Raw genomic sequence first — 11,230 nt, forward strand, 5'->3', positions numbered from 1 at the left:
CGCCTTCATCAAATCTGCACCAACCCGATCAATAAGGAATCCAAATGGCAGTCGATATTTTTTTGAAACTTGGCACGGTCACGGGCGAGTCGCTGGATCAGACTCACAAGGACGAGATCGACGTGCTCTCCTGGAGCTGGAGCATGGATCAGTCCGGGACGATGCACCTCGGCACGGGCGGTGGCGGCGGCAAGGTCGACGTGCATGATCTGTCGATCACCAAGTACACGGATCATGCCACGCCGGCCATCATGACCGCGTGCGTGACGGGCAAGCACTTCCCCACCGGCAAACTCACCGTGCGCAAGGCGGGCGGCACCAAACCGCTGGAGTACTACACGATCGACCTCGAAAAGGTGCTCGTCACGAACTACGCGACGGGCGGCTCGGACGGCGAGGACCGTTTCACCGAAACGGTGACGCTAAACTTCGAGAAGTTCCACGTGACCTACCAGCAGCAGGACCCGACCACTGGCTCGGCGCTCGGCGGCGTGGTCGAGTGCAAGTGGAACATTCCGGCCAGCGCCACGGCGTAAGCGGATCATGCGCACGAGAAACGCCGAGCGCGTGCAGCCCTCGCTGCTGGAGCGGCTGACCGACCATGCGCCCGAAGCGACCAGCGAAGTCCGCGAGCATCGGGCCAGTTCGGCGCGTGCGCAGCGCCTGAGCGTCATGCGCGATATCGGCTGGCTCCTCAATGCGCGGGGCATCGCGTCGGCGCAGGAGATCGCGCGCTATCCGCGCGTGGCCGACTCGGTGCTCAACTTCGGCTTCGCGGAGCTGGCGGGCAAGAGCGCGTCGGACGTGGACGTCACGCGGGTCGAACGGCTGATCGCCGAAGCGATCGGTGCGTTCGAGCCGCGCATCGTGCGCGGCACCTTGCGCGTGCGCGCCATTCAGTCCGGTGGCGTGGATATCGCACACCACGCGCTGGCGTTCATCGTCGAAGGCGATCTCCATGCGCATCCGGTGCCCGAGCGGCTTTATTTGCGCACGGAACTCGATCTGGAAGCCGGCAAGGCAAACGTGTACGAAGAGGTGACGCCCCGATGAACCCCGACTTCCTCCAGTACTACAGCCGCGAACTGCAGCATGTTCGCGAGATGGGCGGCGAGTTCGCCAAGGCGTTTCCGAAGATCGCGGGACGGCTGGGCCTCGAAGGGTTCGACTGCGCCGATCCCTATGTGGAGCGTTTGCTCGAAGGTTTCGGCTTTCTTGCCGCGCGCGTGCAGATGAAAATCGATGCCGAGTTCCCGCGCTTCACGCAGCATCTCGCCGAATTGGTGTACCCGCACTATCTCGCGCCGACGCCCGCGATGACGGTCGTGCAACTGCAGCCCGACAAGACTCACCCCGCACTTGCGGACGGCGTTGCCGTGCCGCGCGGCACGCCCCTGCAGGGCCGGTTCGACGGCGAGCGTGCGACGCGCTGCGAGTTTCGCACGGCGCACGCGCTCACCTTGTCGCCGCTCGAACTGGTGGAGGCGCGCCTGTTTACGCACGCCGGCGCGCTGCCCGGCGTCCCCGCCGCCATGCCGCGCGGCGTGAAGGCAGGCCTGCGCCTCAAACTGCGCGCGCTCGGCGAACGCAAGATCAACGACCTCGCCATCGATCGTCTGCCCATCTACCTGCGCGGCAGCGACGGCACGGCGGCGAAGCTCCATGAACTGCTGGTCAGCGCGACGCTCGCCATCGCGACGCCCAGTGGCGTGCTGCCGCCTTCGTCGCTGCGCCCGCTCGGCTTCTCCGACGAAGAAGCGCTGCTGCCCGTGAGCGATCAATCGTTTCCGGGCTATCGCCTGCTGCAGGAGTATTTCGCATTCGCGCAGCGCTTCATGTTCGTCGGCATCGATGGATTGCATGCGCATTTCGCTCGCTGTGAAAGCCGCGAGATCGAACTGGTCGTCCTGCTTTCGAAGGGCGATACCGCGCTCGAGCAACGGGTCGACCACGAGAATTTCGCGCTCCATTGCACGCCCGCGATCAATCTGTTTGCGCGCCGCGCCGATCGTATCGCGGTGACGGGTGAGCAGTTCGAGCATCACGTGGTGGTGGACCGCACGCGGCCGCGCGACTTCGAGGTCTATCGCGTGCAAAGCGTGACGGGCCATCGCTCGGGCGGCAGCGCGCCGGTCGAGTTTCAGCCGTTCTACCGCATGCGCGATCTCGGCGCAGGCGACCCCGACACGGCGTTTTATCAGGTGCGGCGCGAGAAGCGTCTGCCGTCCGCCCGCGAGCAGGAGCGCGGCGCGCGTTCGTCGTATGCGGGCAGCGAAACCTGGATCGCGCTGGTGGATACGCACGAAGCGCCGTATCCCGGCGATCTGCATCAACTCGGTGTCAGCGTGCTGTGCACCAACCGCGATCTCACGCTGACCCTGCCGCTCGGGCGCGGCGAAACCGACTTCACGCTGGAATTGGAAGCGCCGGTTTCCGGCGTGCGCTGTGTCGCCGGCCCGAGCCGCCCGTTGCCGTCCTATGCGCAAGGGGCAGTCGCGTGGCGCCTCCTGAGTCACCTGTCGCTCAACTACGCATCGCTCGTGGACGACGCGAACGGGAGCGGCGCGCGCGCCATGCGCGACCTGCTCGCGCTCTACGCGCCCGAAGGCGACGGCGCGGCCGCGCGGCAGATCGAAGGCCTGCGCTCCATCGGCACGCGGGCGGTCACGCGCCGCTTGCCGTCACGCGGGCCGATCGTGTTCGGCCGCGGCCTCGCGCTCGATGTGCTGCTCGACGAGAGCGGTTTTGAAGGGGCGAGCGCGTTTTTGTTCGGCGCGGTGCTCGCGCGCTTCTTCGAGCAATACGTGTCGATGAATTCATTTACCGAAACCTGCGTGAGTTCGACTACACGCGGTGAAATCATGCGCTGGGCGCCGGGGAGCGGGCAATGCCGGACGCTGTGATGCTATTCGAGCGCTTTTCCGCCGAGGCGAACCGCTTCGACTTCTTTCAGGCCGTGCGATTGGTCGAATGCGCGCATCGTGGGTTGCCGCGCGTGGGGTCGTCGCTGCGCCCGCGCGACGACGCGGTGCGATTCGGTCAGGAGGCCGAATTGATATTCTTTCCGACGGCGCTGCGCCGTTTCGCCAGCACGCAGGACACCGCACCGAAGCTCGCCGTGAACTTCTTCGGTCTGCTCGGCCCGAATGGCCCGATGCCCACGCATCTGACCGAATACGTGCGTCACCGCGCGCGTAACGCGGGCGATCCGACTTTTGCGCGTTTTCTCGACGTCTTTCATCACCGCATGGCCTCGCTGTTCTATCGCGCGTGGGCCACGGCGCAGCCGGTGGTGAGCCTCGACCGCGACGACGACGACCGGTTCTCCGCCTACGTGGGCACCGTGTTTGGCCTGAACGAAGGCGCGCTGCGCCATCGCGATACCGTGCCCGATTTCGCCAAGCTGCATTTCGCGGGGCTGCTCGCGGGGCCCACGCGCCACGCGGCGGGTTTGCGGATCGTGCTGTCGCGATTCTTCGGCTTGCCGGTGGAGGTCGTGCAAAACGTGGGGCACTGGATGAAGCTGCCCGAAACTGCGCTGACGCGCGTCGGTTTGCGCGACGAAAGCGCCCGCATGGGCGTCGGCACGATGCTCGGGGCGAGAGTCTTCGATCGGCAGCACAAGTTCCGTGTGGTGCTCGGACCGCTTTCGCTGGACGACTATGAGCGCTTCCTGCCGGGCGGCGCAAGCCTCGCGCGGCTCGCCGACTGGGTGCGTCTGTACGTGCGCGATCCACTCGAATGGGACGTGAACCTGCAGTTGCGGCGCGCGCAGGTGCCGCGTCTCGCGCTGGGGCGCAAGCAGCGCCTCGGCTACACGACCTGGCTGCACGCGCGCGCGGCCACGGCCGACGCGTCGCAACTCAAGCTGCGTCCGTCGGCCCCCTCTCATGCAAAGGACTAGTTCAATGGCAGACATCAGCCGTGCCGTCCTGTTCGGCAAACTCGATACGCTCAGTTTCGGCGCGATGGAGAGCGCGACCACGTTCTGCCGCTTGCGCGGCAACGCGTACGTCGAGCTCGCACACTGGCTGCATCAGATGCTGCAGTTGCCCGATTCGGACCTGCATCGCGTGATCCGCCACGCCCATATCGAGCCCGCCGCGCTCGCGCGCGATCTGACCGAGGCGCTCGGCCGGCTGCCGCGCGGGGCGGCGTCCGTCAGCGATATTTCATCGCAACTGGAAGAGGCCGTGGAGCGCGGCTGGGTCTATGCTTCGCTGCTCTTCGACGCGCCGAAGGTGCGCAGCGCGCATGTGCTCGTCGGCATGTTGCAGACGCCGGTGCTACGCAACGCATTGCGCGGCATTTCGCGCGAGTTCGACCGCGTGAAGCTCGACGACCTCGTCGCCAACTTTGCCGACGTGCTCGACGGTTCGCCGGAAGCGTCGACGCCGGCGGCTGTCGTGGCGCACGAACCCGACACGGCGCATCGCACCGACGACGCCTTGCAGCGCTTCACCGTCGACCTCACGGCCCAGGCGCGCGAGGGCCGGCTCGATCCCGTGGTGGGCCGCGACGCGGAGATTCGCCAGGTCGTCGACATCCTCATGCGGCGCAGGCAGAACAATCCGATCCTCACGGGCGAGGCGGGCGTCGGCAAGACAGCGGTGGTCGAAGGCCTCGCGCTGCGCATCGCGGCGGGCGACGTGCCGCCCGCGCTGCGCGACGTGAGCCTGTGCGCGCTCGACGTTGCACTGCTGCAGGCCGGTGCGGGCGTGAAAGGCGAATTCGAGGCGCGGTTGCGCCAGGTGCTGGAGGCCGTGCAGGCGGCGCTGCATCCCGTGATTCTCTTCATCGACGAGGCGCACACGCTGATCGGCGCGGGCGGCGCGGCGGGCACCGGCGACGCGGCGAATCTGCTCAAGCCCGCGCTCGCGCGCGGCAGCGTGCGCACCGTCGCGGCGACGACGTGGTCGGAGTACCGCAGGCACATCGAAAAGGATCCGGCGCTCACGCGGCGCTTTCAGGTCGTGCAGGTTCACGAGCCCGAGGAGGCGCGCGCCGTGACGATGATGCGGGGCCTGGCCGCCGCGCTCGAAACTCATCACGGCGTGCAGGTGCTCGACGAGGCGATCGAGGCGGCGGTGAAGCTCTCGCATCGCTATCTGCCCGCGCGGCAACTGCCGGACAAGTCGGTGAGCCTGCTCGATACCGCATGCGCTCGCGTTGCGGTGAGCCAGCACGCCACGCCGCCTGCCGTCGACGACGCGCAACGGCGTATCGATGCGCTCAACACGGAGCTGGCGGTGATCGGGCGCGAAACGGCGATCGGCATCGATACGGCGGCACGTCGCGACGCCGCGGCGGCGGCATTGCAAACCGAAACCGCTCGCCTTGCCGATCTGCACGCGCGCTGGCAGGTGGAGCGCGAGATGGTCGAGGACATCCTCGTGCGCCGCGAGGCGCTGCGGGAGGGCGCACCGCACGCCGATCTGGCCGCGTTGCGCGAACGCCAGGCGCAGCTCGCCGCGCATCAGGGCGACGCACCGCTCGTGCTGCCGGGCGTGGACCGTCATGCGGTGGCGGCGGTCGTGCAGGACTGGACCGGCGTGCCCGTGCTCAACATGCTGAAGAACGAGATCGGCAATGTGTTGCGCCTGAACGAGGTGCTCGACCGCCGCATCATCGGCCAGCAGCATGCTACGCAAATGATCGCGCGGCGCGTGCAGACTTCGCGCGCCGGTCTCGACGATCCGGACAAGCCCGTCGGCGTGTTTCTGCTCGCGGGCACGTCCGGCGTGGGCAAGACCGAGACGGCGCTCGCGCTCGCCGAGGCGCTCTACGGCGGCGAGCAGAACCTCATCACCATCAACATGAGCGAGTACCAGGAAGCGCACACGGTGTCGCTGCTCAAGGGCGCGCCGCCGGGTTACGTGGGTTTCGGCGAGGGTGGCGTGCTGACCGAAGCGGTGCGCCGGCGGCCGCACAGCGTCGTGCTGCTCGACGAAGTGGAGAAGGCGCATCCGGACGTGCACGAACTGTTCTTCCAGGTCTTCGACAAAGGCCGCATGGACGACAGTGAAGGCCGTTCCATCGACTTCCGCAATACGCTGATTCTGCTCACGACCAACGCGGGCACCGAGTGCATTGCGCAACTGTGCCGCGATCCGCGCACGAACCCGCCGATGGAGGTGATCGAACGCGAACTCCACGCGCAGTTGCTGGAGACGTTCCCGCCCGCGTTGCTCGGGCGTCTGGTGACCATTCCGTATTACCCGCTTTCCAGCGAGATGCTGAGCGCCATCATCCGGCTGCAACTCGGCCGCGTGGCCGAGCGCGTGACGCTCACGCACGGCGTGCCGTTCACGTATGACGAGAGCGTGGTGGCGCAAATTGCCCAGCGCTGCACCCGCATGGATAGCGGCGGCCGCATGATCGACGCCATCCTCACCAACAGCGTGCTGCCGCGCATCAGCACGGAGTATCTTGCGCGCGTGATGGACGGCAAAGCGCTTGCACGCGTGCACGTGAGCGTCGAGGGCGAGGAGTTCGGCTATGCCTTCGACTGACCGCCATGTGCGCATGACCTGTGCGGCGCTCGGCGACGAAGCGGTGTTCCTGCGCATGTCGACGAGCGAGGCGCTGGGACGCCTGAGCCGCTTCGAGATCGCATTTCTGAGCCTGCACAACGATATCGATCCGGGTGCGGTGCTCGGGCAGAACCTTTCCGTGACGCTCGATTATCCGGCGGGCGGGTCGCGCGAGTTCAACGGCATCGTCACGACGCTGCGTCTGCTCGCACCCGGCGACGCCACGAAGAACCGCATGGCGCGCTATGAGGCGGTCGTGCATCCGCGGCTGTGGCTGCTCACGCGCGCCTCGCACCGGCGCTTCTTTCATCAGCGCACGGCGCCGCAAATCGTCGCGCAAGTGCTGGAGACGTACGACATCGACTTTCGCAACGCCTGTACGGCGAGCTATCCCGCGCTCGATCATTGCGTGCAGTACCGCGAGACGGATTTCGACTTCGTGAGCCGCCTCATGGAGCGCGAGGGCATGCATTACTTCTTCGAGCACGCAGGCGGCAAGCATACGCTCGTGCTGGCCGATTCCGGCGCGGAGCATCGGCCCATCGCGCACTACGAGTCGGTGCCGTTTCAGGGCTGGGACACGCCGGAACCCGACGAAGAATGCGTCTATCGCTGGCACGGGGGCGCGACGCTCGAAACGGGGCGCTACGAAGTCAACGACTACGACTTCGAAAAGGCCTCGGTGAGCAACAGCGAAGGGCTCGTTTCGCGCGCGACACGCAGCGCACCCTACGATCCGCCGCGCTATCTGATGCAGGAGCATCTGAGCGGACATCTGAAAGCGGGCGACGGCGAGCGGCTCGCGCGCATCAACGTGGAGATCCATCAAACGCAGAACGACGCGATGGAAGGGCGTACCACCGCGCGCGGCATCGCGGCGGGCGGCTTGTTCGGGCTGCGCGATCATCCGGGCGGCGCGCAGAACCGCCAGTATCTGGTGATCGAGAATCAGGCCGAGATCGTATCGGATGCCTACGTCTCCACGAGCGACCCCACGCAGCCGCTGTTCGACTGCCATTTCAGGGCGATTCGCAGCGACAACTCGTTCCGTTCGCCGCGCATCACGCCCGTTCCTCGCGCGGCGGGCCCGCAGACCGCGGTCGTGATCGGCCCGCCGGGCGAGGAGATTCTCACGGACAAGTACGGGCGCGTGAAAGTGCAGTTCCACTGGGAGCAGCTTTCGCAGGCAGGCGGCGCGGATCGGCTCGATCGCTGCTGGGTGCGCGTGGCGCAGGGCTGGGCGAACCGGCGCTGGGGGGCGATGTGCCTGCCGCGCATCGGCCAGGAGGTGCTGGTGGATTTCATCGAAGGCGATCCCGACCGGCCTGTGATCGTCGGCGCGGTCTACAACTCGACCAACATGCCGCCGTACGACCTGCCCGCGCAGAGCGCGGTGTCCACGCTCAAGAGCCAGTCGACGAAGGGCGGCAACGGCTACAACGAAGTCCGCTTCGACGACCGCAAGGGCGGCGAGCAGATGTTCTTTCACGCCGAGCGCGATCACGAAACATGGGTCAAGCACGACGCGCTGATGAACGTCACCGGCGAGCGGCATCTGCGCGTCGGCGGCGGCGAGTTTCGCGAGACGCGCGGCGCGCGCAACGATTCGGTGCTGGGCAGCAGCACGTCGCGTGTGCTTGGCAGCGTCTCGGCGGCGAGCATGACGACGCATGCGCAGTTCGTGGGCGAGGCGTATTCGCTCGACGCCGGCGCGGCCGTGCACATCAAGGCGGGCGCGGCCGTGGAGATCGAGGCGAGCGCGACCATCGCGCTGCGCGCGGGGGCGGCGTACATCCTCATCGGCCCGGAAACGATCGAGATGTCGAGCTTTCCGATTCCGCTCGGCCCGGGCGTGCCGCCGGTGCCGCTTGCCGTGCCGCCCGCGCCGCCCAGGCCGCCGCGCGACGCCGACGACGGCACGAGCAAGATTCGCAATCAGGAGGCCCCGTGAGATTGACGCTGACTGTAGAGGGCGGCGAAGCCGGCGAGCACGCCGCGCCTCACACCATGGAGATCGATGAACGCGCAACCATTGGCCGCGCGCCGGAAAGCACGGTGGTGCTGAACGACGCGCAACGCGGTATTTCGCGCATGCAGGCGAGCATCGAACGCCGTGGGAACACTTACGTGCTGGTCGATGCCGGCAGCAATCCGACGCTCCTGAACGGCGAGGCGCTGAACGGCTCGCGCGAGGCGGTGTTGTCCGATGGCGACCAGATCCGGATCGGCGCTTATACGCTTGCGGTCTCGCTCGAAAAAGGCGAGGAAAGCTGGGCGCCCTTCGATCAAACGCTGATGACGCAACCCACGCCCACGCAGCCGCCTGCGGCGAGCCTGCCGGGCACGCCGGAGTTCGAGACGCCGCCGGGCCCGCCGCTCATCCCCGACGACTGGGATGCGCCGCGCGCTTCCGGCACGCCGCCGCCACTGCGCGACGACGCGCCGTTCACGCCCGACCCGCTCGCGGCGACGCCGCTGCTGCGCGAACCGGGCCATTTCGGCGGCGAAGCGAATCAGGCGCTGCTGGACGTGCTGGGCGCCGCCGATCCGTTGCGCGACGCGCCCGCGCGGGTGGCGCGCGAACCAGCCGCGGCGTCACGCAGTTTCGAGCATGTGTCGCCGGAAAAAGCGCTGGCTGCGCTACCGGTACACCGGTCCGAGGACGCGCGCGTCGCGACACCGGAGACGCGCCCCGCAGCCCCGCGCGCGGACGATTCCGCAGTGCCGAAGACGCGCCCCGCGGCCCGGCGCGCGGACGATTCCGCGGTGCTCGACGCATTGCTGGAGGGCCTCGGCATCGCGCCCGCCGATGTCGCCCACCTGAGCGCGCCGGAAGTCGCGCGCCTCGCCGGTGCGCTGCTGCGCGAAGCCACGGAGGGCACGATGAGCGTGTTGCGCTCGCGCGCGATGGCGCGGCGCGAGGCCCGCATGGCGATGACGATGATCGAGGCGCGCGACAACAACCCGCTCAAGTTCTTCCCCGACGCAGACCGCGCCTTGACGCAAATGCTGGGCGCGCCCGGGCGCGGCTATCTCGCGCCGGACGAAGCCTTGCGCGCCGCCTACCGCGATATCCAGGCCCACGAACTCGCGCTCGTCGCCGGCATGCGCGCCGCGTTCGACGACGCCATGGCGCGCCTCGACCCCGCCGCGATCGAGCGCTCGCTCGATGCGCCCTCCGGCCTCGAGGCGCTCGTCGGCAATCGCCGGGCGCGCCTGTGGCAGCGCTTCGTGAAGACGTGGGAGCAGGTGTCGCGCGACGCGGGCGACGATTTCCAGCAGCGCTTTGGCGAACCGTTCGGCCGCGCCTATCAGGCACAGCTCGACGCGCTGCAATTTCCGAAGGATTGAGTCATAGCATGTACTGGAACAACAGAGTCATCTGGTCTGAGGGCATGTTCCTTCAGCCGCAGCATCTCCAGCAGCACGACCGGCACGTCGAGGCGCTGCTCGCGGGCCGCGTGAACGGCCTGCGCGCCTATGGCTGGGGATTCACGACGCTGGAGATCGACGAGGCGCTGCTCAAGCTCGGCAAACTGGCGTTGCGCGCGGCGGCAGGCGTGCTGCCCGACGGCACGCCGTTCAACCTGCCCGCGGACGACGATCTGCCCGAACCGCTCGATATTCCCGAAAACGCCGCGAACGTCACGGTGATGCTCGCGCTGCCGGTGCGCCGCGCCGGCGCGCCCGAGTCGGGCGGCGACGGGCACGCTGACGATCTCGCGCGTTACGGCGCGGGAGACTTCGAAGTGCACGACAGCAACGACGCCGACGCGCCCAGCACGTTGCTGCAGATCGGCAAGCTGCGCCTGCGCCTCGCGCTCGCGCCCGAGGTGGCCAATGCGCATGCGTGCGCGGGCGTGGCGCACGTGGTCGAGCGCCGTAGCGACGGCCGCGTCGTACTCGACGACGACTACTGCGCGCCGTGCCTGGACTATCGCGTGGCGGGCCGCCTCGCGCGCTTCTCGACCGAACTGGGCGGCCTGCTTCAGCAGCGCGGCGAAGCGCTCGCCGGGCGCCTCGCCCAACCCGATGGCGCGGGCATGGCCGAAATCGCCGATTTTCTGCTGCTGCAGATCGTCAATCGCGCGCAGCCGCTCGTCACGCACTTCAATGCGATGGATGGTTTGCATCCCGAAGCGTTCTATCAGTCGTGCATCGCGCTGGCGGGCGAGCTGGCCACCTTCAGCCAGGCGGGGCGGCGGCCGCCCACGTTCGCGGCCTACCGGCACGACCGGCTCAAGGAGACGTTCGAGCCCGTGATCGATGCGCTGCGGCTCGCGCTGTCGCGCGTCGCCGATCCGCAGGTCGTGGCGATTGCGCTCGAAGAACGCAAATATGGCTTGCGGGTGGCGCGGGTCGCGGACCGCACGCTCTTTGCCGGCGCGACCTTCGTGCTCGCGGTGCGGGCGCAGGTGCCGGCCGGCACGCTGATTTCCGCGTTCACGAGCCAGGTGAAGATCGGCAGCATCGAGAAGATCCGCGATCTCGTGAACCTGCAGCTGCCAGGCATCGCGTTGCGCGCGCTGGCGGTCGCGCCGCGCCAGTTGCCGTTCCATGCGGGCTACAGCTATTTCGAACTCGACGACCACAACGAAGCGTGGGCAACGCTGGCGGCTTCCGCGGGCATGGCGCTGCACGTGGCGGGCGAGTTCCCGGGGCTCGCGATGGAACTCTGGGCCATCCGTCATTGAAGT

8 protein-coding genes are annotated in these 11,230 nt (G+C 67.9%); all 8 read left to right on the forward strand.

The genetic code is table 11. The features are described 5' to 3' along the window. Window positions 1-44 precede the first annotated feature (44 nt). Genes AB4Y42_RS13855 through tssK form a run of 8 tightly spaced genes read left to right on the forward strand, consistent with a single transcriptional unit; the run spans window position 45 to window position 11,227 of the window. Window positions 45-536 carry a type VI secretion system tube protein Hcp gene (locus AB4Y42_RS13855; protein ID WP_069268864.1) on the forward strand — a complete coding sequence of 164 codons (492 nt, stop codon included), beginning with the start codon at window positions 45-47 and terminating at the stop codon, window positions 534-536. Between the two features lie 7 nt (window positions 537-543). Beyond that, window positions 544-1,053 (forward strand): type VI secretion system baseplate subunit TssE, encoded by a 510-nt coding sequence (gene tssE / locus AB4Y42_RS13860; protein WP_368690492.1) that lies wholly within the window; start codon window positions 544-546, stop codon window positions 1,051-1,053. Continuing rightward, window positions 1,050-2,903 (forward strand): type VI secretion system baseplate subunit TssF, encoded by a 1,854-nt coding sequence (gene tssF / locus AB4Y42_RS13865; RefSeq protein ID WP_368694499.1) that lies wholly within the window; start codon window positions 1,050-1,052, stop codon window positions 2,901-2,903. The genes tssE and tssF overlap by 4 nt, the downstream gene beginning before the upstream one ends. Beyond that, on the forward strand, window positions 2,888-3,904 hold the full coding sequence (gene tssG, locus AB4Y42_RS13870; protein WP_368694500.1) for a type VI secretion system baseplate subunit TssG: 1,017 nt from the start codon (window positions 2,888-2,890) through the stop codon (window positions 3,902-3,904). The genes tssF and tssG overlap by 16 nt, the downstream gene beginning before the upstream one ends. Window positions 3,905-3,908: 4 nt before the next feature. Then, on the forward strand, window positions 3,909-6,512 hold the full coding sequence (gene tssH, locus AB4Y42_RS13875; RefSeq protein ID WP_368694501.1) for a type VI secretion system ATPase TssH: 2,604 nt from the start codon (window positions 3,909-3,911) through the stop codon (window positions 6,510-6,512). Next, on the forward strand, window positions 6,499-8,484 hold the full coding sequence (locus tag AB4Y42_RS13880) for a type VI secretion system Vgr family protein (RefSeq protein ID WP_368694502.1): 1,986 nt from the start codon (window positions 6,499-6,501) through the stop codon (window positions 8,482-8,484). Before tssH ends, AB4Y42_RS13880 begins: the two co-directional genes overlap by 14 nt. Further along, window positions 8,481-9,884 carry a type VI secretion system-associated FHA domain protein TagH gene (gene tagH / locus AB4Y42_RS13885; RefSeq protein WP_368690487.1) on the forward strand — a complete coding sequence of 468 codons (1,404 nt, stop codon included), beginning with the start codon at window positions 8,481-8,483 and terminating at the stop codon, window positions 9,882-9,884. The genes AB4Y42_RS13880 and tagH overlap by 4 nt, the downstream gene beginning before the upstream one ends. Window positions 9,885-9,892: 8 nt before the next feature. Beyond that, window positions 9,893-11,227, forward strand: coding sequence for a type VI secretion system baseplate subunit TssK (tssK, locus tag AB4Y42_RS13890; RefSeq protein ID WP_368690486.1), 1,335 nt, complete (start codon window positions 9,893-9,895; stop codon window positions 11,225-11,227). Window positions 11,228-11,230: the final 3 nt, after the last annotated feature.

The organism is Paraburkholderia sp. EG286B (assembly GCF_040965655.1).
GTDB lineage: Bacteria > Pseudomonadota > Gammaproteobacteria > Burkholderiales > Burkholderiaceae > Paraburkholderia.

What these genes read in the sequence shown, in the direction of transcription:
- tssE (WP_368690492.1), top strand. Translation starts at nt 544, where the DNA reads ATGCGCACGAGAAACGCCGAGCGCGTGCAGCCCTCGCTGCTGGAGCGG.
- tssG (WP_368694500.1), top strand. Translation starts at nt 2,888, where the DNA reads ATGCCGGACGCTGTGATGCTATTCGAGCGCTTTTCCGCCGAGGCGAAC.
- AB4Y42_RS13880 (WP_368694502.1), top strand. Translation starts at nt 6,499, where the DNA reads ATGCCTTCGACTGACCGCCATGTGCGCATGACCTGTGCGGCGCTCGGC.
- AB4Y42_RS13855 (WP_069268864.1), top strand. Translation starts at nt 45, where the DNA reads ATGGCAGTCGATATTTTTTTGAAACTTGGCACGGTCACGGGCGAGTCG.
- tssH (WP_368694501.1), top strand. Translation starts at nt 3,909, where the DNA reads ATGGCAGACATCAGCCGTGCCGTCCTGTTCGGCAAACTCGATACGCTC.
- tssK (WP_368690486.1), top strand. Translation starts at nt 9,893, where the DNA reads ATGTACTGGAACAACAGAGTCATCTGGTCTGAGGGCATGTTCCTTCAG.
- tssF (WP_368694499.1), top strand. Translation starts at nt 1,050, where the DNA reads ATGAACCCCGACTTCCTCCAGTACTACAGCCGCGAACTGCAGCATGTT.